The organism is Stenotrophomonas sp. JAG2 (genome assembly GCF_041080745.1).
In the GTDB taxonomy this organism is placed as follows: domain Bacteria; phylum Pseudomonadota; class Gammaproteobacteria; order Xanthomonadales; family Xanthomonadaceae; genus Stenotrophomonas; species Stenotrophomonas maltophilia_AA.
In genome coordinates this window covers 71,477-92,049 of record NZ_JBEUMH010000012.1, presented here as the reverse complement: position 1 = coordinate 92,049, position 20,573 = coordinate 71,477, and the positions used below count along the sequence as shown (strand labels likewise).

At 67.0% G+C, this 20,573-nt stretch carries 18 protein-coding genes; 8 read left to right on the top strand and 10 right to left on the bottom strand.

Translation table 11 applies throughout. The features are described 5' to 3' along the window. Positions 1-78 precede the first annotated feature (78 nt). The 10 genes from AB9O74_RS15420 to AB9O74_RS15375 form a co-directional block, all read right to left on the bottom strand. Entirely contained in the window at positions 79-459 is a 381-nt protein-coding gene (locus AB9O74_RS15420; protein WP_179458622.1) for a response regulator, read from the bottom strand. 146 nt (positions 460-605) lie between these two features. Beyond that, complete coding sequence (locus AB9O74_RS15415) at positions 606-3,029, bottom strand: PAS domain-containing protein (RefSeq protein WP_369349835.1); 2,424 nt, start codon at positions 3,027-3,029, stop codon at positions 606-608. Then, entirely contained in the window at positions 3,022-3,495 is a 474-nt protein-coding gene (locus AB9O74_RS15410) for a response regulator (protein ID WP_176988594.1), read from the bottom strand. The genes AB9O74_RS15415 and AB9O74_RS15410 overlap by 8 nt, the downstream gene beginning before the upstream one ends. Continuing rightward, positions 3,492-5,729: an ATP-binding protein gene (locus AB9O74_RS15405; RefSeq protein ID WP_369349834.1), complete on the bottom strand. Its 2,238-nt coding sequence runs from the start codon at positions 5,727-5,729 to the stop codon at positions 3,492-3,494. The genes AB9O74_RS15410 and AB9O74_RS15405 overlap by 4 nt, the downstream gene beginning before the upstream one ends. Before the next feature lie 176 nt (positions 5,730-5,905). Then, complete coding sequence (locus AB9O74_RS15400) at positions 5,906-8,464, bottom strand: TonB-dependent receptor plug domain-containing protein (protein WP_369349833.1); 2,559 nt, start codon at positions 8,462-8,464, stop codon at positions 5,906-5,908. A gap of 147 nt (positions 8,465-8,611) precedes the next feature. After that, the gene (locus AB9O74_RS15395; RefSeq protein WP_346477570.1) at positions 8,612-9,148 is read right to left on the bottom strand and encodes a TlpA disulfide reductase family protein; all 537 of its coding nucleotides are present in this window, start codon (positions 9,146-9,148) and stop codon (positions 8,612-8,614) included. After that, entirely contained in the window at positions 9,145-10,146 is a 1,002-nt protein-coding gene (locus tag AB9O74_RS15390; RefSeq protein ID WP_346477569.1) for a cytochrome c peroxidase, read from the bottom strand. The genes AB9O74_RS15395 and AB9O74_RS15390 overlap by 4 nt, the downstream gene beginning before the upstream one ends. A gap of 13 nt (positions 10,147-10,159) precedes the next feature. Beyond that, the gene (locus tag AB9O74_RS15385) at positions 10,160-10,609 is read right to left on the bottom strand and encodes a protein-disulfide reductase DsbD domain-containing protein (protein ID WP_369349832.1); all 450 of its coding nucleotides are present in this window, start codon (positions 10,607-10,609) and stop codon (positions 10,160-10,162) included. Continuing rightward, entirely contained in the window at positions 10,606-11,187 is a 582-nt protein-coding gene (locus tag AB9O74_RS15380; protein WP_346477567.1) for a YceI family protein, read from the bottom strand. Before AB9O74_RS15380 ends, AB9O74_RS15385 begins: the two co-directional genes overlap by 4 nt. A gap of 114 nt (positions 11,188-11,301) precedes the next feature. Further along, a complete protein-coding gene (locus tag AB9O74_RS15375; RefSeq protein WP_369349831.1) occupies positions 11,302-12,651 on the bottom strand; it encodes a peroxiredoxin family protein in 1,350 nt (449 codons plus the stop codon). A gap of 351 nt (positions 12,652-13,002) precedes the next feature. Between AB9O74_RS15375 and AB9O74_RS15370 the strand changes: the two genes are divergently transcribed. The 8 genes from AB9O74_RS15370 to AB9O74_RS15335 all read left to right on the top strand — a co-directional run bounded on the left by AB9O74_RS15370 (position 13,003) and on the right by AB9O74_RS15335 (position 20,570). Beyond that, entirely contained in the window at positions 13,003-13,611 is a 609-nt protein-coding gene (locus tag AB9O74_RS15370; RefSeq protein WP_369349830.1) for a hypothetical protein, read from the top strand. Between the two features lie 136 nt (positions 13,612-13,747). Further along, a complete protein-coding gene (locus AB9O74_RS15365; protein ID WP_369349829.1) occupies positions 13,748-14,788 on the top strand; it encodes a hypothetical protein in 1,041 nt (346 codons plus the stop codon). Positions 14,789-15,144: 356 nt separating this feature from the next. Beyond that, the gene (locus tag AB9O74_RS15360; protein ID WP_369349828.1) at positions 15,145-16,005 is read left to right on the top strand and encodes an STAS domain-containing protein; all 861 of its coding nucleotides are present in this window, start codon (positions 15,145-15,147) and stop codon (positions 16,003-16,005) included. 1 nt (position 16,006) lies between these two features. Further along, the gene (locus AB9O74_RS15355; RefSeq protein WP_176988605.1) at positions 16,007-16,378 is read left to right on the top strand and encodes an STAS domain-containing protein; all 372 of its coding nucleotides are present in this window, start codon (positions 16,007-16,009) and stop codon (positions 16,376-16,378) included. Next, positions 16,375-16,776: an anti-sigma regulatory factor gene (locus AB9O74_RS15350; protein WP_176988606.1), complete on the top strand. Its 402-nt coding sequence runs from the start codon at positions 16,375-16,377 to the stop codon at positions 16,774-16,776. Before AB9O74_RS15355 ends, AB9O74_RS15350 begins: the two co-directional genes overlap by 4 nt. Further along, positions 16,767-17,783, top strand: a complete 1,017-nt coding sequence (locus tag AB9O74_RS15345) for an ATP-binding protein (RefSeq protein WP_369349827.1) — start codon at positions 16,767-16,769, stop codon at positions 17,781-17,783. The genes AB9O74_RS15350 and AB9O74_RS15345 overlap by 10 nt, the downstream gene beginning before the upstream one ends. Next, entirely contained in the window at positions 17,780-18,640 is an 861-nt protein-coding gene (locus tag AB9O74_RS15340; RefSeq protein WP_369349826.1) for a sensor histidine kinase, read from the top strand. The genes AB9O74_RS15345 and AB9O74_RS15340 overlap by 4 nt, the downstream gene beginning before the upstream one ends. Beyond that, positions 18,627-20,570 carry a response regulator gene (locus AB9O74_RS15335; RefSeq protein ID WP_369349825.1) on the top strand — a complete coding sequence of 648 codons (1,944 nt, stop codon included), beginning with the start codon at positions 18,627-18,629 and terminating at the stop codon, positions 20,568-20,570. The genes AB9O74_RS15340 and AB9O74_RS15335 overlap by 14 nt, the downstream gene beginning before the upstream one ends. Positions 20,571-20,573 lie beyond the last annotated feature (3 nt).

The window sequence follows — 20,573 nt, the reverse complement described above, 5'->3', positions numbered from 1 at the left end:
GTGCGCGCATCATCGCCAACGGCGCGTCCCGGGCGCGTGCACGACGCCAGGAGCAGCGGGCGACCGCGCCCGCTGCGCTCACAGCAGCGACCGCACCGAACTCACCAGCTGCTTGAGCGTGAAGGGCTTGCGCAGCAGTTTGATGTCGTCGCCGCGGAAATCGGGACGGGCACCCGCAGCCCCAGCGTAGCCGGTCACCAGCAGGATGGGCATGGCCGGGTGCAGCGTGGTGGCAATGGTGGCCAGGTCGCGGCCATCCATCCCCGGCAGGCCCACATCGGACACCAGCAGGTCGAACGGGCCGTCGCGCTTGAGGCACCCCAGCGCGGTCTCGGCGTCGGCGACGTCGAGGACATCGAAGCCGTCGTCGCTGAGGATGTCCTTGGTCATCTCCCGGATCGGTGCGTCGTCTTCAACCAGCAGGACGCGGCATCGCGGGTGGGTACGGGCAGCACTCATTGCGGGTGGAGATCCTCGTGGCGTGCAGCCACCTGTGCGGATCTCCACCTTAGCGCCCGTGCGTGTTAGCCGGCCGTGCATCGCACGCCTGCCCGGCGTCATGACGGCCGGGAGCGCCTGTCAGGGTTCCCGCCTGGCTCGGGGCCTCAGTTCAACGCGGCACCGCTGTGGGCGGCGCTTTCATCCTGCAGCGAGGTGCGGATGGAGCGCGCCAGGTCGCTGCGGGTGAACGGTTTGGCCAGCAGGGCGATGCTGCGGCCGACCGTGCCGCTGGCGTCGATATCGCGCGGATACCCCGAGGTGAACAGCACCCGCAGGCCGGGCTTGCGGGCCAGCGCTTCCTTGGCCAGCGCCCAGCCGGACATGCCCGGCATCACGATGTCGGAGAACAGCAGGTCCACGCGCACGTCGGTCCGGTCCAGCAAGCGCAGCGCGGACGGACCGTCATGGGCTTCGAGCACGCGATAGCCCAGCTGGCGCAGGGTATCCACGGTATAGGCACGGACATCATCGTTGTCCTCGGCGACCAGGACCGTCGTTTCCTCCTCGACCTCGAAGGCGTCCAGCGCCTGGGCGTCGGCCATGCGGGTACTGGGCAGGGCGGCCGCAGAACGCGGGAACAGCAGCGTGATCGTGGTACCGGTGCCCTCGGCGGAATCCAGCAGGACGTGCCCGCCCGATTGCTTGGCGAAGCCGTACACCATCGACAGGCCCAACCCGGTGCCGCGGCCGACTTCCTTGGTGGTGAAGAACGGCTCGAACACGCGCGCCATCACCTCCGGCGACATGCCCTGGCCGGTGTCGCGCACGCGGATCATCGCGTACTGGCCGGGGGGAACATCGGGATGCTGTGCCGCGTAATCCTTGTCCAGGTGGATGTTGTCGACCTCGATCGTCAGGCGACCGCCCTCGGGCATGGCATCGCGTGCGTTGACCGCGAGGTTGAGGATCGAGGCCTCGAGCTGGCTCGGATCGATCTCCACGCACCAGATGTCCGGGCTGTGCAGCATGTCGATCTGCACCAGTTCGCCCAGCGACCGCTTGAGCATGTCCTGCATGCCGCGCATCTCTTCGTTCAGATCCACCGGCATGTTCTTCAGCGGCTGGCGGCGCGAGAACGCGAGCAGGCGCTGGGTGACGTTGGCCGCGCGCATGACGCCCTTCATGGCGTTGTCGAGCGCGCGCGAGGAGTTGCCCGCCGTGTCGCCGAGCCGGTCGGTCAGCATCTTGGCGTATTCGATGTTGCCGGCGATCACGGTCAGGATGTTGTTGAAGTCATGCGCGATGCCGCCCGTCAGCTGGCCTACCGCCTCGATCTTCTGGCTGTGCCGGAGCGCTTCCTCGGCCTGACGGCGCGCGGTGGTTTCGACGGCCTCGGAGACGACGGCGGTGATCCGCGCCTGATGATCGAACAGGGGCCGGAACGAGAAGTCGAACGTACGTTTGCCGGTCGGCAGGCGCAGCTCCAGCTCATGGCGGGAGGCGGTGCCGGCCGCGGCCTCGAGGATGGCGGTGCAGACCACGCCCGGCACGCCGGGGGTATCGGCGAACCACGCCGATTCGCAGTACAGGTTGCCGCGCACATCCTGCTTGTCGGCCAGGATGGCGGCGAGCGAGGCGGAATTGGTGTCGATGATGTAGCCATCCAGCGTCAGCAGGTTCTGGTGCTGGAAGCTGGATTCGAACAGGGCCTGCAACCGGCTTTCGCTGCGGTGCAGGGCCGAGGTCCGCTCATCCACCTGGCGCTCCAGCGATTCGTTGCTGGCCTTCAACAAGGCCTGCGCCTGCTTGAGCTCGCTGATGTCGCGGGCCATGGCGTAGTAACCCACCACCGACCCGTCGGGGCCCAGCTCGGGCACGCAGTCCACCTGCGCATGACGGGGGGTGCCGTTGCTGCGCAGCGACAACATGTCGAAACTCACCTTCTCGCCAGCCAGTACGCGATCCAGGTGCTGCTGGATGCCGTTGAAGGCGTCCTCACCGATGACCTCGCGCGTATGCCGGCCGACCACGGTGTCCGGGGTCAGCCCGTGCCACTCGAAGTAGGCATTGTTGGCGAAGCGGTAGCGGTGGTCGTGGCCGAAGTAGGCGATCAGTGCCGGCAGCGAATCGGTGATCAGTTTCAGCCGCTGGTGGCTGTCACGCAGCTCGGCTTCCACGCGCAGCAGCCGGCGGCGCTCCTGCGCCTCCTGGATGGCCCGGACGACCGCATCGGGGAGCCGCTGCAGGCGCGACTTGACCACGTAATCGCGCGCGCCGCGCTTGAGCGCCTGCACCGCCAGCTCTTCGGTGAGCGTGCCGGAGACGAAGATGAAGGGCGTCTCGGGCGCGATCTCGCTGGCAAGCGTGAGGGCCGCGTCGCCATCGAAGCCCGGCAGCACGTGGTCGGCCAGGATCACATCGAAGGAGGCCGTGGCCAGGGCGTCGAGCATGCCCTGGTGCGACCAGGTGCGCTCGGCCGTGAACGGCAGGCCGGCGCGCCGCAGCTGCGCGCTGATCAGCTCTGCATCCAGTGCGCTGTCTTCGACCATCAGGATGCTGATGGTCCCTGTTGTGGCAGCCTCAGCCATCGTGTCTGCTCTTCCCGCCGAACAGCGTGCCGTTCGGCGGCGGCTGGTTGGTGATGCCCCAGAACATGCCCAGCCCCTGGATCGCCTCCAGGAATTCCTTGAAATCCACCGGTTTGACCACGAAGGCGTTGACGCCCAGTTCGTAGCTGCGGATCAGGTCCTGCTCTTCCCGCGAGGAGGTCAGCATCACCACCGGGGTGCTGCTCAGGGCGCGGTCGGTGCGGATTTCCTTCAGCACTTCCAGGCCGTTGAGCTTGGGCAGCTTGAGGTCCAGCAGCACGACCACGGGCCCGCCGTGCATGGCCCCTTCGTAACGTCCCTGGCAGCGCAGATACTCCAGCGCTTCCACGCCGTCGCGCACATGGGTCACGTCGTTGAGCAGCTGGCAGCGCGCAAGCGCCGCCATCGTCAGTTCGGCGTCTTTCGGGTTGTCTTCTACGAGCAGGATCGGTCGCAGATCTCTCATAGGTGGTCTCCAGCAGCAAAGGGAATGGTGAAAAAGAAGGTCGCGCCGGCGCCGACCTGGCCCTGGGCCCAGGTGCGGCCGCCATGGCGGGTGATGATGCGGTGGACGTTGGCCAGGCCGATGCCGGTGCCTTCGTACTCATCGACGTGGTGCAGCCGCTGGAACACGCCGAACAGCTTGTCCACGTAGCGCATGTCGAAACCGCAGCCGTTGTCCTTCACGAAGAAGACATCCTCGGTGTCCGTGCGTTCGTGTCCGATCTCGATGCGGGGCTCGGGCGTGTCGCGGGTGAACTTGATCGCGTTGGCCAGCAGGTTCTGCCAGACCAGCCGCAGCATGCCGGGGTCGGCCAGCACCTTGGGCAGGGGGGCGATCTGCCAGTCGATGGCGCGGCCGGTGTATTCCATGTCCAGCTTGTGGCGCACGTCATCCACCAGGGCCGTCATCTCCATCGCGATCTGGCCCATGGTCGAGCGGCCCATCTGCGAAAAGCTGAGCAGGTCATCCACCAGCGTTCCGGCCGATTTTGCCGACTCCACGATGGTCTCGAGGAATCTCTTTTCTGAATCGTTCAATCGCTCGCCGGCCGAGGACCACAGCAGTTCCGAGTAGCCCACGATGTGGCGGAACGGCGCGCGCAGGTCATGGCTGACCGAATAGGAGAACGCCTCGAGCTCCTTGTTGCTGCGCAGCAGCTGCTCGTTCAAGGCGGCCATTTCCTCGGCCTTGCGCAGCACGATGTCCACGATCGCGGCGCGCAGCTCCAGCGAGGCATCGCGGTCCACTTCGTTCCAGGGCAGCGACTGCTCGCGCACGGTCTGCTTCCAGCCCTCAAAGGAGGTCCGCGGCGACAGGGGCTGACCTGTCTCTTCCTTGCGCGGATCGCCGCCCCAGCGCACGGTGCGGACCACCTCCGGCCGGAACCAGATCACGAAACTGTCGTGGAGCTGCGAGATGGAGATGGCCAGCACGCCACTGGCGACGCCGGCGAAGGCCTCTGCCTCTTTCCATCGCTGCGGCAGCGTGTCGGTGCAGAAGATATCGCCCTCGATCTGCTGCGCCGTCAGCCACTGGACCAGCTGCATCACCTGGCGCTCGCTCGGGCAGTCGCCGTGCAGGATGCATTCCCCACGGTGCACGATCGCCGCGCCCGTGGATTGGGTCAGCGCGAGCAGGCTGTGCTGGTCGCGCCCGAGCGCGGCCATGAAGTCGGTATCGCCGGCCATCCGCCCGAGCAGCCGGACCTGGATCGCCCGGCGCGTGATCCGCTCTTCGATCAGCATCGCGCGCTGCTTCAGCGCTATCTGCAGCGACAGGATCTGGCCGATGAACTCGCAGGCCGTGCGCACGTGGTAGGGCACCCGGCGCGCGACCTGGTTGTGGCAGGAGATCAGGCCCCACAGCTCGCCCTCGCACAGCACCGAGACCGACATCGATGCACCGGTTCCCATGTTGCGCATGTACTGCAGGTGCACCGGCGAGACGCTGCGCAGCATCGCCGGGCCCAGGTCCGTGGGCGGCGCGTCGGCGCTGGCCGGCAGGCGCACCAGCGGCACGGGGGTGTAGTGGCTGTCGGCGATGAGCCGGACCCGGTTCTGCCGGTACAACTCGCGTGCCTGCGCGGGGATGTCCGATTCCGGGAAGCGCAGGTCGAGGTAGGAGGGCAGTACGGTATTGCGATCTTCGGCCACCACCGCGCCGTTCCAGTCCGGGTCGAACTGGTAGAGCATCGTGCGATCGAAACCGGTCAAGGCGCGGATGTGCTCGGCGGCGAGCTCGCACAGCGCCTGGGTGGTGGGCGCACGCTCGATGGCGGCCATGAAGCGGCGGATCGAGGGGTACAGGTCTTCCAGCGAGCCCGGCTCACCCGGTACCGGCGCTTCCAGTTCGATGATGATCTCATCGCCGATCCGGTGCGCCACGGTGTGGTGATGGCCCGCGGTGCCCACCGGGTGCGTTCCCAGGAAATGCGAAGCGCCTTGCTCCAGCGCTTCCAGCAGCGGCCTGCAGTGGGCCAGGGTACCGCCGAGCACCGTATCCAGAGAGTGGCCCAAGGGGTCGCCGAGCGCCTCGATCAGGTCCGGTTGCGCGACTGCGCGGGCGTTGACCGTCAATGTCAGGTGATCGAGGACCAGGATCAATCCGTAAGGCTGGATCGCGCCGGGGGTACGGATCGGCTCACGCGCGCAGCTGGACAGCTCCAAGGCACTTGCGCCGGAATTCCTCGAGGACATTCATTGACTCCTGCTCGTTGCCAGTGGTGACCACCGCCCGAATGGCACGGCGTCGCCTGGTCGTCAGGAGCTCACACCGTCCACTGCGACGCGGTGTGCCACAGTTCCCTTATTTTTGCATAGGCGTTGATCCCGATCTGTGAGGATGCGACGGCGTTCCTTGCCTTGTCGCGCGCTCAGTCCCAGCGGTAGCGCACGGTCGCCGACCACAGCCCGCCGGAGCCGTCGATCGGGCCGCCATTGGCGTAACGGTAGTACTCGTTCGCCGCCAGCAGCGGCGCCGGCACTTTCGTGACCTTGCGGTCGAACACGTTGTTGGCATTCAAGGCCACGTCCCAGCCGCCGGGGAGGGTGGCACCGAGCTGCAGATCGGTGATCCACAGCCCGCCGATGTCGTAGGCGATCTCGGCCTGGCCCGCATACGGACCGCTGGTGGCGACCGACGTGGGCGAGCCATAGCGCTGGATGTCGCCATACCGGCTCTGGCGCACGCCCACCCGGTAGCGGCTGAGGGACCAGTCCAGGCCAAGCACCTGGCGGGACTTCGGTGCCTTGTACAGCAGTTCGTTCTGCGAGCCGGTACTGAAGACGGGCACGTTGAAGGCCGCCAGCACCGCGGGCGTGGGCGCCAGACCGGTGATTTCCGCGCGGGTATGGCTGCTGGCCAGGGTCCAGCGCAGCGCACCGGCGCTGCCGAGATCCCAGCGGCCTTCCAGCGTTGCCTCGACGCCTTCGGTGCGGGTATCTGCGGCATTGATGAAGTAACGCACCCCATCCTGGGCACCGAGCCCGACCGAGGTGACCAGCGCGCCAGAGCCCGGGTACAGCCCTTCGCGGAACGTGGTGGACAGCGCGATGCGGTCGTCCACATCGATGCGATAGGCATCCACCGTGAGCGAGGCGCCTGCCCAGGGCTCGGCGACGATGCCCAGGCTCAGGCTGCGCGATGTTTCCGGGCGCAGCGGCTGCGCACCCAGGGCGATGGCCTGCGGCGAGCCCGCCTGCAGGATGTGGTCCGTGTAGAAATTGCCGTTGGAGGTGTTGCGGTAGGCCTGTGCGGCCAGTGACGGTGCCTGGAAGCCGTTGCTGATCGTCCCGCGCAGGGCGAATCGGGGGTGCAGCGCGAACCGGGTGGACAGGCGGCCGGTGGTCTCGCTGCCGAAATCCGAATAGCGTTCGTGGCGACCCGCCAGATCGACGCGCCAGCGCGACCCCAGGTCGGCGGCGACGCCGACGTACACCGCGCCGCTGTTGCGGCTGACATCGACCGCGTCCTCGGGCCGATAGCCCGGCAGGGCCTGCGATCCACCCAGGCCGATGCCCAGCACGGTACCCGCGTAAGGTCCGTCCAGGACACGTTGGCCCCCATGCGTGTAGGACTGCACATCGCCGGCGCCGATCCGGTAACGCTCGTCGCGGTACTCCGCGCCCGCGCTGAGCTCCAGGGGCGCACTCAGCCAGCCGGTCTGCAGCAGGCGGCGCACGTCCAGGTTGTGCGTCCAGGCGCTGTAGCGCAGGTCGCCGATGTAGAAATCGGTCTGGCTGTCCAGTCCGTAGGTCGGGTTGATGCTGTCATGCAGGTTGATGTCCATCGCATCGCGGCCGTAGCCACTGCTCAGGTCCCAGTCCCAGTCACCGAGCTGGCCGCGGACGCCAAGGGTCAGTGCGCCATCCTTCTCGTCGATGTGCTCGGTCGGTGCGAAGCCATCCGGATCGATGGCGCGCACCACTTCGTTGCGCAGCGGCTGGCGGAAGTTCTGCGGTGCCCATGCGTCGCGCTGGGCGAGGGTCAGCAGTCCGTAGGCGTCCACCGTCGCAGCCAGGGGAAGGCTGGCATTGGCGGTGGCGGCCTGGGTCCGGAAGGCGCGGATGCCGCGGTTGCGCCAGGCGTTGTTGTCGCGGGTGGCCTCGCGCGGATCCGGCGTGGCACCGGGCGGCAGGGTCGGGTTGCTGGCCTGGTTGCCGCCGGGCCGGATCGCGTTGCCGGCGGCATCGCGCGGGAAGTAGTACAGGAAGGTGTCGCGGGCCGGACTGGTGTAGTCGGTGGCTTCCTGGTCGTCCAGCTGCGCGGCCAGGTGCAGGAACCCGCCGTCACCGATGCCGAACCCGGCATCGGCCTGCACCACGCGCGAACGGCCATCCCCGGCGAAATAGGTGCCATCGCGGTAGGACACGTTGCCGCCGCGCGCGCCTTTGTGGGTCACGATGTTGATCACGCCGGCGATCGCGTCCGAGCCGTAGATCGCCGAGGCGCCGTCGCGCAGCACCTCGATGCGCTCGATCGCGCCGGTGGGGATCAGCGCGAGATCGGCGGGCGCGGCGCCACCGAAGCCCCCGGCGCCCAGCAGTGCGGTGGCATGGCGGCGCTTGCCGTCCACCAGTACCAGCACGTGGCTGGAGTTCAGTCCCCGCAGCTGCCCGGCGCGCACCATGCTGTTGAGGTCGCCGGTTTCCAGCGGCAGGTTGAAACTCGGCACGGTGGTGTTGAGCACGTCCAGCAGGCTGGTGGCGTTGGCGGCGCGGATGTCCTCGGCCGACAGCACATCGATCGGCGCGGCGCTTTCGCGCACGGTGCGGCCCTGTGCACGGGTGCCGGTCACCGTGACGGTATCCAGGGTGGCGGTGCTGGTACTGGCGGTGGCGTCCGCCTCGGGCGCGCCGCGCGCGGCGACAGGCAGGAAGAGCGCGGACAGGACGGCGACAACCAACGGCAGGCGATGGTGCGTGGACAGCATGGAGGATCCCCGGAGATAGGTGGGCCGATGCGGCAGGGCATGCGGCGGACAGGCAGGCGGCGGCCGCAGGGCCGCCTCAGCAGGTGCGTTGGCGCAACGGACCCGGACAACAGCGCTCCGCCGCGGCGGCCGTGCAGCGGGTGCGGATCACGGCGCTACACCCGCCGCAGCCGCCCAGCGGGTGAGATCGGCGGGGTGCAGGGGGCCGTTGTGGACCTGCAGCACCGTGCCGTGTGCATCGATCAACACGGAAAACGGCAGCGTGCCGATCCGGTTGCCGAAGCCGGCTGCGGTGCCGGGCGGGCCGTCACTCTCCACCAGCTGCGGGTAGGTGAGATCAAGCTGGTCGCGCAGGGCCCTGGCGGCCTCGATGTCGTCCAGCGCGACGCCGACCACGTGCACGCCGTTCGGCAGGACGGCCTGCGCCTGCGAGAAGCGCTGCAGGTCAGGCAGTTCCTTCAGGCACGGCCCGCACCAGCTGGCCCAGTAGTTGAGCAGGACGGGACGGCCGCGCCATTGCGCGAGGGTGGCCTGGCCGCCGTCGAGGTCGTTCCACTGCAGTGCGGGGGCGGGCTTGCCGGCGGGTGGCTCGATGGGCAGCGGCGCGGCGTTGCACGGGAGTGCCAGGGCAGCCAGCAGCGCGAAGGCGATCAAGGTGACGAACCGGAGGTGGGGAGAGGTCATGGCGGGGTAGCCGTCGAGGACGCCGTTCGGGACGCGAAGCGATCGTCGGTGAGGGAGTGCAGGAACTGCTCGATGTCGTCGATCTCCGCTTCGGTCAGGTGCAGCGGGTCGCGCAGCTGCGCGTCGCGGCCGATCGAGTCGGGGATCACCTTGGCGGGATCGTCGTAGTAGACGATCACCTCGCGCAGCGTCTTGAACATGCCGTTGTGCATGTAGGGGGCGGTCAGGGCCACGTTGCGCAGGCCAGGTACCTTGAATTCGCCTTTCTGCGCGGGATCGCCGGTGATGCCCCCGCGCCCCTCGTCGTTGAACGTACGGCCGTTGTAGATGCCGATGTTCTTGAAGCGGTCCGAGGTGAAGTCTTCGCCGGCGTGGCAGCTCACGCACTGGGCCTTGGTGATGAACAGCAGGCGGCCGCGCTTCGCCGCATCGCTGATCGCATCCTCCTGGCCGAGGGCATAGCGGTCATAAGGGCTGTCCACGGTGTTGAGGGTCTTCTGGTAGGCGCCCAGTGCCCGGCCCAGCGTGCGCGGGCTGGGGGGCGCGTTGTAGGCGTCCTGGAAGCGGGCGACCCAGGCCGGGTCGGCGAGCAGGCGGCTGATCGCCTCATCCACCGGCAGGTCCATCTCCAGCGGATTGGCGATCGGCGCGAGCGCCTGTTCTTCCAGGGTTTCGCTGCGCCCATCCCAGAAGAAACGCGTCCGCCCGGCGCTGTTCATGACGCTGGGGGTGTTGCGCGTGCCCAGCCGGCCCTCCACCCCGAGGCTGAGCGCGCGGTCATCGGCGAACGCGCGCGCCGGCTGGTGGCAGCTGGCGCACGACACCGTGCGGTCGCGCGACAGGATGGGATCGAAGAACAGCTGGCGGCCGAGCTGGGCGCGCGGGTTGTCGCTGAGATCACCGTCATAGGTCGGTGCATCGGCGGAAAACACCGGCGCCAGTGCGGCACTGCCGATCAGCGCGGCCAGCAGCGGGAGGGAGCGGACAGGGCGGGGCATGGCGATGCCGCGCTCAACGCGCGGCGATCTCCTGCTGGACCAGCTCGCACAGCCCGCTTTCCTCGAAGCACACCTGCGCGCGCAGGGTGCCGCTCACGGGGGTGCTGCCTGCGGCGATGGGCAGGCGCAGCTGCCCGCGCTGGCTGAAGTAGGTATACCGATAGTCGCCGGCGAAGCTGCGGCCGTGGCCTTCGCGGGCGTCGACCGAACGCAGTGCACCCTCCGCGTGTGTCCCATCCGCCAGCGTGATCCGCGCCACGCGCGGGCCGATCTGCGGCTGCTCGAAATCCGAGGCATACAGGATCCAGCCGGGCGCGATGCGTGCATCGATGACCAGCTCGCGGGTACCGTTGGCACGTGCTTCCAGCCGGGGATCGAGCACCACCTTCGGTGTGTCGGCGGCAACGGCGCTGACGCTGGTCAGCAGCAACGCCGTTGCGATGGCGAGGAGGCTGCGATTCACTCCTTGGCCCCCTGTGCCTCGGTGGTGATGCGCAGCTGCACTTCGTCGGCGATGTTGGGCAGGAAGGCGTCCAGGCCGAACTCGCTGCGGCGGATGACCGCGGTGGCATTGAAGCCGATCGTGGGCACCTTGCGGCTGGGATGCTCGCCGACCTTGTTGAGGGTGGCATCGAGCACGACCGGGCGGGTGACCCCGTGCAGGGTCAGCTCGCCGCTGATCTTCAGCCGACCGGTGCCCTGCGCGGCGACGGAGGTGCTCCGGAAGCTGGCCTGCGGGAACTTCGCGACGTCGAACAGCTTGTCACTCTTGACGATCTCGTCGAGCTTCGGGACGTGGGTGACCAGCTCGGCCAGGGGCAGTTCCACCTGCACCTGCGATGCCGTGGGCTTTGCCGCGTCGTAGATGAGGGTGCCGCTGCTGATTGCCGCGCGGCCGGTCGGGAAGGAGAAGCCGTTGTGGTTCCAGGTGAACAGCACATCGGTGTGGGTCGGGTCGAGCTGGTAGGTCACCGGCGCGGCAATCGCCACAGCGGGCGCGGTGGCGGCGGTGAGCAGGGTCAACAGCAGGGCAGTACGCATGGGCGGTTCTCTGGGAAGTGGCGCGCAGTCGCCCGCGGCGTCGCGAAGAGGCCGTGCGGGACGTGCATCGCAGGGAGGGGGGCGGCGACCCGGCGTGCTGGCCGCCGCCGGGAATTACGGGGCGACGGCCACTGACGCTGTCGTCGCCGGAGCAGCGGGTGCGGCCGCGCTGGCTGCATACGGATCCGGTTCGGCGATCAGCCCATCGAGCAGGCTGTTGAAGCGGGTCACGTAGTCCTGGTGATACTCGCCCGTGACCGTGCCGGTGTAGCCGGTATAGATTTCGCGGACCTTGCCGTCGCGGCCGATGATGATGGTGGTGGGGAAGGCGGCCATGTAGTTCAGGCCCTTCAGCTTCTCGGTCGCGACCTTCTTGTCGGCGATGCCGCCGAACACGATGTCGTAGCGGATGTCGAAGTAGTCCTTGAACGTGGTCAGGGTCTTCTTGAAGTAGTCGTAGTTGTCTTCCTGCTCGAAGGCCACTGCCACCGCCTCCACGCCGCGGTGCTGGTTCTGCTTGAACCACGGTGCCAGGAAGTAGGTCTGGTCGGTGCAGTTCGGGCACCAGGTGCCGATCACTTCGACGATCACCACCTTGCCGCGGTACTTGTCGTCCTGCAGCGAGACCTGTCTGCCCTGCAGATCAGGGAAGCTGAAATCAATGCGGTCCTGGCCATCCTTGAGGAAGGTGAGCTTGTACGGATCGGGCAGCTCCACCTTGTCGCTCTTCTCGGCCTCGAACTTGACCACGTTGTAGATGCCGCTGCCGAACGCGCCCTGGATATTGCCGTCTTCATCGATCGTGCCGCGGATCAGCAGCGGGCTGGGCCCACTGAAACCGGACAGGTAGAAGCGGTTGCCCTGCACGGTGCCTTCCAGCTCGCGGGTATCGCCGACCACGGTCATGAACACGCCGGAGAGGCGGTTGCCCTCCTGCTTGAGCAGCGCCACCTGATTGCGCTTGTCCTGGCGGGCGGCCTTGTCGATGGTCCGCACGGCCCACTTGCCGCTGAGGTCCGCCGCCGGTGCCTCGTCCTGGCCGGGTTTGACGAAGCGCCACGCCGCGCCCTGTTCGGCGGTGAAGGCGAGGTTGCGCGCACCGTTGCGGCTGGGCACCAGGTCCTTGTACTGACCGACGAGGTGCTTTCCATCCGCGGAGACCTTGCCTTCCAGCACGGCGTCGTAGGTATTCATCCGCACCGAGAACGTCCCGTCATCGCGCGGGGTGACCTTGAACCTGTCCGTGCGCGAGCCGTTGAGCAGGGTGAAGGTCGCGTCCTGCGCACGCTTGCCCTTTACTTCGAAGTTGAAGGGAATGGGATCGCCATCGATATTGAATTCGCCGCGCCACACGCCTTCGGCAGGAAACGGCCCCTTGGCCGCGGCAGGCGCGGAACCGGCGAAAGACAGGCTTGAGGCGAGGAACAGGGCCGCGACGACGCGACCGGATAATGCCAGTGTCATGAGTGTGCTTCCAGATAATCCCCTTGGTCGCGCCAAGTCGCCGGCGATGCAGCCCCCGTTCCACTGCATCCGCTGATGGCCATCCCTGGCCGGTCCTGAGCCATCCATGGCGTGACAGGATTATTGCCACGTGAATGTCGTAAAAGTTCAGCGCGGCTTGGAACACCTTCTCATCACCATATTCTGCGGCGCGACGATGGCAGGCTGATAACCGTTTTGATATCAGCGCCGGTTTGCCGCTGGCGCCGACATCGGAGACCATGGGGCAGGAAGCGCCCACTCACCGGGCGCATGGACGCGTGCACGCCGCTTATTGCTGGCGCTGAGCGCCGATGGAGGAGGGAACCCGATATGAAACCCCTGCAGGGAATCCAGGTCTCGGTCTATACCCGCTGGCATCAATTGGCTGTGCCATTGGCCTTCGCACTGGCCGCCGGCAGTTTCATGTTCATCGTGCTCAATCGGGGACCGGTCGGCGTCGCGATCGTGGTCGCCCTGCTGTGCCTGGTGATTCCGCCCTTGCTCGCCTTCCAGGGATTTCCCACCCGCAACGAGGTGATGGTGATGCCCGACGGCCTGATGTTCTCCCGGCGCGACGCCGTGCCCTTTGCCGAGTTGTCCCGCTGGGGAACCGACGACTACCTCACCCTGGTGCGGCCGGGCAGAGCGACACTGATGGTGAGCGCGGCGGACCTGCAGAGTCGCGACCGGCTGCTGCGCGAGTTCCAGTACGCACTGGACACCTGGCATCGACAGCAGCCAGCGCTGACGGAGCCGATCCGGCGCACCTGGTTTTATGGGTCCGTCCGTGCCCGCGCCATCGGTGGCTTGATCGTCGCGCTGGCAGCAATGTGCATTGTCATGGCGCTGCGATTGCGTGAGCCGTCCATCCCGCTGGCCATTGTCGGGGCCCTGGGCGGAGTGTTCGGGGTTTTCATGCTGTTGGGCCGTCGCGTCTGAGCAGCGGGTGGGTGCCGCGATGATGCCATCACGTCCACACCGTCTTGTTTTCAGCGTCTCGCGTATTTCACGACCGCAAGTGCAGCCTGCCGATGCGAGCTGCGTCCGCAGCGCATGAAAAGGAGTGCCATACGCTATGAATACCCGAGGCGATTACGCCCACCCGGAGCCCGTCGCTGCCGCGACCGTGGCCGTGGTCACCCCACCGCCGGTGGTGGATCTTCCGCGCGACAGCGCTGTGTCATGGGGTGCCATCCTGGCCGGTGCGATCGCCGCTGCGGCGCTCTCGCTGATTCTGGTGATACTCGGTGTAGGCCTGGGCCTTTCATCGGTGTCGCCGTGGTCGTTCGAGGGTGTGACGGCCGAGACGTTCGGCTGGTCCAGCATCGCCTGGTTGACCTTTACCGCCATCGCCGCCTCCGGTCTGGGTGGCTATCTGGCGGGCCGCCTGCGCACGAAGTGGAGCAACATCCACGGCGATGAGACGTACTTCCGCGACACCGCGCATGGTTTCGTCTCGTGGGCGGTGGCCACGCTGCTCACTGCCGCGCTGCTGACCTCGGCCATCGGCGGCATCCTCGGCGCGGGTGCCAAGGTTGCCGGTGCCACTGCTGGTGCCGCCGCCTCGACGGCAGGCGGTATCGCCGCAGCCGGTGCAGGTTCGGCGGCGATGGGCAACGACCAGGGGGATGTGCAGTACTGGGTGGATTCGCTGTTCCGTGCCAGCCCGACCGCTGCGCAGTCCGCGCCGCCGGCGGGTCCGGTCGATCCGGCGGCACCGCCCGCACCGCCCGCGAACGGCGCAGTGCCGCCGCCGCGCCCGATGCCCGGTGCAGACCGTCGCCCGGACAGCCGTGAGGTCCGCACCGAGGTCAACCGCATCATCGTCAACAGCCTGAAGTCCGACACCATGGATCCGGCCGACACGCAGTACCTGGGCCAACTGGTGGCGGCGCAGACCGGCATGAGCCAGGCCGAGGCACAGGCCCGCGTGACCGATGTCCAGACCCGCCTGCGCGCTGCGCTGGATAGCGCCAAGGAGCAGGCCAAGCAGGCCGCAGACGATGCCCGCAAGGCCACCGCCTACGCCGCGCTGTGGTTGTTCATCACGCTGCTGATCGGTGCCTTCATCGCCAGCCTGAGTGCCACCTGGGGCGGCCGTCGCCGCGACCTGTGATCCTGACCACCTCAAGGGAGGAAACACCATGAAGTACATTCTGCTGTGGATGCTCGGCATTCCGATTCCGCTGCTGCTCCTGTTCGCGCTGCTGCGCTGACCGCTTCACCATCAGGCCGCCTTCGGGCGGCCTGATGCGTTGTGGCGGCGTGCCGTTGCGAAGCTGCTGCGCGCGCGCCGAAAGGCCGTTATCTGAACGAGTCAGAGAGGTGCAGAGAACCTTCACGCTGCAGGCATCCGTCGTCATGCCCAATCTTCCTGAATTCATTTAAGCTTTGACGATTGCGACCCCCATTCATATCGGTGATGGGTCGCAGGCCCACCCGCGGGTTTTCCCCTTTTTCAGGACCTTTTCCATGGCGGCTTTGCAGCAGCGCACGATCGATCTCATCCGCAGCCACCAGGAGCCCCTGCTTGCCGCATGGGCCGGCAATCTGGCCGGTTCCAGCCAGGCACAGGACGGCCGCCTTTCCTCGCGCGAGCTGGACAGCCAGGTCCGCGAGTTCTGGCGCCTGTTCCTGGACGCACTGTCGGCCACGGACGTCAGCTCCGTCGCGCGGGTAGAGTGGCAGGACATCCGCCGTTTCCTGGAGGAGCTGTCGCGCGAGCGCGTGCTGAAGGGATTCAATTCCTCGGAAACCGCCAGCTTCATCTTCTCGCTGAAGCGCCCGCTGTTCGAGGTGATCCAGCAGGGGTACGCGAATGATCCGGCACTGCTGGGCGACCAGCTGTGGGCGATCTCCGAACTGATCGATCAGCTCGGGCTGCACACGGTCAGCGTGTTCCAGAAGACGCGCGAAGATGTGATCCAGCGCCAGCAGGAAGAAATGCTCGAGCTGTCCACGCCGGTGGTGAAGCTGTGGGAGGGCGTGCTGGCGCTGCCGATGATCGGCACGCTGGATTCCCAGCGCACCCAGGTGGTGATGGAATCGCTGCTGCAGCGCATCGTGGATACCGGGTCTGAAATCGCCATCATCGACATCACCGGCGTCCCCACCGTGGACACGCTGGTGGCCCAGCATCTGCTGAAGACCGTCACCGCCATCCGCCTGATGGGCGCCGATGCGATCATCAGCGGCGTGCGCCCGCAGATCGCCCAGACCATCGTGCATCTGGGCCTGGACCTCAATGGCATCGTGACCAAGGCCAATCTGGCCGACGCACTGGCGCTGGCGCTCAAGCGCACCGGCCAGACCGTCACCCGGACCGCCCGCTGAGATGGAGCGTATTCCGATCCTGCAGATGGGCGATCTGCTGCTGGTGACCATCCAGGTGGACATGCATGACCAGCTTGCGCTGACCCTGCAGGACGACCTCACCGAAAAGATCCGCAGCACCTCCGCGCGCGGTGTGCTGATCGACATTTCCGCACTGGATATCGTCGATTCGTTCATCGGTCGCATGATCGCCACCATTTCGTCGCTGGCCCGGATCATGGACGCCACCACGGTGGTGGTCGGCATGCAGCCGGCCGTGGCGATCACGCTGGTGGAGCTGGGGCTCACGCTCAGTGGCGTGCGCACCGCGCTCAATGTTGAGCGGGGCATGAAGCTGCTGCAGCGCACCGACGACGACGAAGCCAGCTCATGACGGCGTCCAGTGGTTCGCTGCCGATCCGCATCGAGCAGGATGTGGTGCTGGCCCGCCAGGCCGCACGTCAGATCTGCGTGGCGTGCAAGCTGCGCTTGATCGACCAGACCAAGCTGGTGACGGCCGCCAGTGAACTGGCCCGCAATGCCGTCATCTACGGTGGCGGCGGGACCATGGACTGGGACGTGGTCGAGAAGGGACTGCGCAAGGGCGTACGGCTGGTCTTCGCCGACAACGGCCCGGGCATTCCGGATGTCGCACAGGCCCTGACCGACGGCTGGTCGTCCGGCTCCGGCATGGGCCTGGGCCTGTCCGGTTCGCGCCGGCTGGTGGATGAGTTCGAACTGGAGAGTGCACCGGGGCAGGGCACCCGTATCACGATCACCAAATGGAGCTGAACTTCGGCGGCCGGGTGACGCGGATGGTGGTGGTCGAGGAAACCTCACAGGTCGGGCAGGCCCGGCGCGAAGCGCTGGCGCTGGCCGATCTGATCGGCCTGGATGAAATGGATGCCGGCCGCGCGGCGTTGGTGGCCACGGAGATGGCGACCAATGTGCTCAAGCATGGGCGCGGTGGACGCATGTACCTGTCCGAGGTCTGTGGCCGCGGCGGCAAGGGTGTGGAGCTGTGCACCGTGGACACCGGTCCGGGCTTTTCCCTGGCCGAGTGTCTGCCGGACGGCTACTCGACCGGCGGCACGCAAGGGCTGGGGCTGGGGGCGATCCAGCGCCAGGCCACCGTGCTGGATGCCTGGTCCGATGCCAAGGGCGCGGTGGTCGTGGCGCGGATCTACGCCAGCCGTGCGCCCCGCGATATCGACGTGGCCTACGGTGCGCTGCGCATTCCGATGCGGCACGAGCTGGCCTGCGGCGATGCGTGGCATATCCGTGCGGACGGACAGACCGTGGCGGTCACCGTGATCGATGGGCTGGGGCATGGATTGCCCGCCGCCGATGCAGCGCAGGCCGGTGTGAATGCCGTCGCAGAATCGTCTGCTGTTGGCGCGCCGGCGTTGATCGGCGTCCTGCATTCAAGCATGTCGGGCACCCGCGGCGGTGCGGCAGCGGTCGCCTGCGTGGACGTGGCGAGTGCCCAGGTGGAGTTCGCCGGCATCGGCAACATCGCCGCCAGTCTGTGCGAGCCCACTGGCTCACGCGGGTTGGCATCGCACCCGGGTATCGTCGGGGTGCAGTACCGCAAGGCACAACCATTCCATTTTCACGCGGCGGCAGGCACGCTGCTGGTCATGCACAGTGATGGACTGCAGGCGCGCTGGAGCCTGCGCGACTACCCCGGCCTGTTCCACCGCCACCCGGCCTTGATCGTGGCGGTGCTGCACCGTGATTTCGATCGTGGCCGGGATGACGCCGGCATCGTTGCCCTGCGTCTTGGAGACCTGCATTGAGCGCCCCCCCCCACGATCAGGAGCTGCAACGGCTGCGCCTGGAAGCCGATGCGCTGCGCGCTGAATTGGATGAAACCAACCAGGGTGTGCTGGCGCTCTATGCCGAGCTGGACGAGCAGGCCGAGCAGCTGCGCGAGGTGTCCGAGCTGAAGAGCCGGTTCCTGTCCTACATGAGCCATGAGTTCCGCACGCCGTTGGGCTCGATCCTGAGCATGACGCGGCTGTTGGAGGACGGCATGGACGGGCCGCTGACCGAGGAGCAGCGCCGGCAGGTGCGCTTCATCAGCACCTCGACCAGTGAACTGCGCGAGATGGTGGACGACCTGCTCGACCTGGCCAAGATCGAGGCGGGGCGGATCACCATTTCGCCGGCCTGGTTCGACCTGATGGACCTGTTCTCGGCGCTGCGCGGCATGTTCCGTCCCTTGGTGGAAGGCAACCAGGTGGACCTGCTGTTCGAGGATCCGCCGGTGATGCCGATGCTGTACACCGATGACAAGAAGCTGGCGCAGATCCTGCGCAACTTCATTTCGAATGCGCTGAAGTTCACGCCCAGCGGCCAGGTGATCGTATCGACACAGCTGGAGGGTGAGAACGCGGTGCGCTTCAGTGTCCGCGATACCGGCATCGGCATCCCGGCGGAGCTGCAGTCGACCCTGTTCGAGGATTTCGTGCAGGTCGATACCCCGCTGCAGAAGCGCCTGCGCGGGACCGGCCTCGGTCTGTCGCTGTGCAAACGCTTCGCCGAGCTGCTCGGTGGCCATGTCGGCGTCGAGAGCGAGATCGGGACAGGCTCGAATTTCTACGTGGTGCTGCCGCTGACCCTTGCCACGGAGGCCGTGAATGCCGATTCCTGATCGCATCCTTGTCGTGGATGACAACGTGGCGACCCGTTACGCGGTGCGCCGCGTGCTGGAGCACCACGGGTTCCATGTCGAGGAAGCCGGGACCGGCGGTGAGGGCCTGGCGCGGCTGGCCGAGCATGATTTCGGCGCGCTGGTGCTGGATGTGAACCTGCCGGACATGAGCGGCTTCGATGTGGTGCGGCAGCTGCGCGAAGACCCCCGGCTGCAGTTGCTGCCCGTAGTGCATGTCTCCGCGGCGTCGATCGCCACCGGCGACATGATCACCGGCCTCAACGCCGGTGCGGATGGCTATCTGATCCATCCGGTCGATCCGGATGTGCTGCTGGCGACGCTGCGCAGCCTGCTGCGCGCCCGCCGCGCTGAAGAGGCGTTGCGCGAGACCGAAGCGCGCTTCCGGGAGATCTACCGTCACATCAATGCCCCGATCGCGGTATTGGATGCGTCGCTCAACGCCCACGATGCCAACGATGCCTTCACCCGCCTGCTGGGCCAGCAGGCAGGACCTGGTCAACTCGAGCAGCTGCTGCAGGATCAGGTCGCTCCCCTCAGTGCGTTGAAAGTGGCGTTGGCCGAAGGTGAGCGCTGGCAGGGAACCTTCAGCCTTCGCGTCGGCGGTACGATCCGCATGACCGAATGGCGGGTGACGCCTTACCAGGCCGCCGGGCAGGGCCTCGTCCACATCGAGGACACCACCGAGCAGCATGCGCGTGCGAACGAGCAGCGGCAGGAACTGGAGAGTGCGACCTCCGAGCTCGCTTTCCAGATCGCCGAGCGCGAGCGCACCGAAATCGAATTGATGCAGGCGCAGAAAATGGATGCGCTGGGCCAGCTCACCGGCGGCATCGCGCACGATTTCAACAATCTGCTGACCACGATCATCTCCGGGCTGGACATGATCGAGATCGCCGCGTCCAGCGGCAAATGGGACAAGGCTTCCCGCTATGTCGAGATCGCCACGGGCTCGGCGCACCGTGCGGCCGCGCTGACCCAGCGCATGCTGGCGTTTGCCCGCAAGCAGCCGCTCGATCCGCAGACCTTCGATGTCGTGTCGCGGGTGCGTTCGCTGGAAGACATGCTGCAGCGATCGATCGGTGAGAACATCGAACTCGAGCTGGAGCTGGGTCTTGAGCCGCTGATCGCGGTTGCCGATCCGAACCAGTTCGAGAACGTGATCCTCAACCTGGTGATCAATGCCCGCGATGCGCTGGCCGGCCAAGGGCTGATCCGCATCCGCGCCGGGCGTGTCCAGATCGAGCGGGACCATGAGCTGGCGCCGGGTCACTACGTTACGGTGACCGTGCTCGACAACGGCGTGGGCATACCCGCAGAGCTGCTGACCAAGGTGTTCGAGCCGTTCTTCACCACCAAGCCGCAGGGCGAGGGAACCGGGCTGGGGCTGTCGATGACCTACGGGTTCGCACGCCAGTCCGGCGGCAGTGCGCGCATCGCCAGCGAGCGTGGCGAAGGGACCGAGATCGAACTCCTGCTGCCCGAGGGGCATCTCCAGCCTGCGGAGCAGGCACCTGTCACGCAGGGGCAGCTGCCCCGTGGCAGCGCCGAGCGCATCCTGCTGGTCGACGATACCGACTCGGTGCGCATGATGGTGCGCGAGATGCTGGTCGAGGCCGGGTATCAGGTCGTCGAAGCCATCAACGCACAGCAGGCCCTGTTGGAGCTGCATTCGGACCGCGAGCTGGACCTGCTGCTGTCCGATGTGGGCCTGCCGGGCATGAACGGCCGCGAGCTCGCCGATGCGGCACGCGTGCTGCGGCCCCATCTGCCGGTGCTGTTCGTGACCGGCTATACGGAGAGCGCAGCCGTCCGCAATGAGTTCCTGGGGCAGGGCATGTCATTGCTGCCCAAACCGTTCAGCGTGAACGAGCTGCTTCGGGGCGTGCGGCAGATGTTCAACCCGGCCTGAGCC

What these genes read in the sequence shown, in the direction of transcription:
- AB9O74_RS15405 (WP_369349834.1), bottom strand. Translation starts at nt 5,729, where the DNA reads ATGTCCTCGAGGAATTCCGGCGCAAGTGCCTTGGAGCTGTCCAGCTGC.
- AB9O74_RS15355 (WP_176988605.1), top strand. Translation starts at nt 16,007, where the DNA reads ATGGAGCGTATTCCGATCCTGCAGATGGGCGATCTGCTGCTGGTGACC.
- AB9O74_RS15380 (WP_346477567.1), bottom strand. Translation starts at nt 11,187, where the DNA reads ATGCGTACTGCCCTGCTGTTGACCCTGCTCACCGCCGCCACCGCGCCC.
- AB9O74_RS15395 (WP_346477570.1), bottom strand. Translation starts at nt 9,148, where the DNA reads ATGACCTCTCCCCACCTCCGGTTCGTCACCTTGATCGCCTTCGCGCTG.
- AB9O74_RS15415 (WP_369349835.1), bottom strand. Translation starts at nt 3,029, where the DNA reads ATGGCTGAGGCTGCCACAACAGGGACCATCAGCATCCTGATGGTCGAA.
- AB9O74_RS15420 (WP_179458622.1), bottom strand. Translation starts at nt 459, where the DNA reads ATGAGTGCTGCCCGTACCCACCCGCGATGCCGCGTCCTGCTGGTTGAA.
- AB9O74_RS15360 (WP_369349828.1), top strand. Translation starts at nt 15,145, where the DNA reads ATGGCGGCTTTGCAGCAGCGCACGATCGATCTCATCCGCAGCCACCAG.
- AB9O74_RS15350 (WP_176988606.1), top strand. Translation starts at nt 16,375, where the DNA reads ATGACGGCGTCCAGTGGTTCGCTGCCGATCCGCATCGAGCAGGATGTG.
- AB9O74_RS15365 (WP_369349829.1), top strand. Translation starts at nt 13,748, where the DNA reads ATGAATACCCGAGGCGATTACGCCCACCCGGAGCCCGTCGCTGCCGCG.
- AB9O74_RS15335 (WP_369349825.1), top strand. Translation starts at nt 18,627, where the DNA reads ATGCCGATTCCTGATCGCATCCTTGTCGTGGATGACAACGTGGCGACC.
- AB9O74_RS15370 (WP_369349830.1), top strand. Translation starts at nt 13,003, where the DNA reads ATGAAACCCCTGCAGGGAATCCAGGTCTCGGTCTATACCCGCTGGCAT.
- AB9O74_RS15390 (WP_346477569.1), bottom strand. Translation starts at nt 10,146, where the DNA reads ATGCCCCGCCCTGTCCGCTCCCTCCCGCTGCTGGCCGCGCTGATCGGC.
- AB9O74_RS15375 (WP_369349831.1), bottom strand. Translation starts at nt 12,651, where the DNA reads ATGACACTGGCATTATCCGGTCGCGTCGTCGCGGCCCTGTTCCTCGCC.
- AB9O74_RS15345 (WP_369349827.1), top strand. Translation starts at nt 16,767, where the DNA reads ATGGAGCTGAACTTCGGCGGCCGGGTGACGCGGATGGTGGTGGTCGAG.
- AB9O74_RS15410 (WP_176988594.1), bottom strand. Translation starts at nt 3,495, where the DNA reads ATGAGAGATCTGCGACCGATCCTGCTCGTAGAAGACAACCCGAAAGAC.
- AB9O74_RS15400 (WP_369349833.1), bottom strand. Translation starts at nt 8,464, where the DNA reads ATGCTGTCCACGCACCATCGCCTGCCGTTGGTTGTCGCCGTCCTGTCC.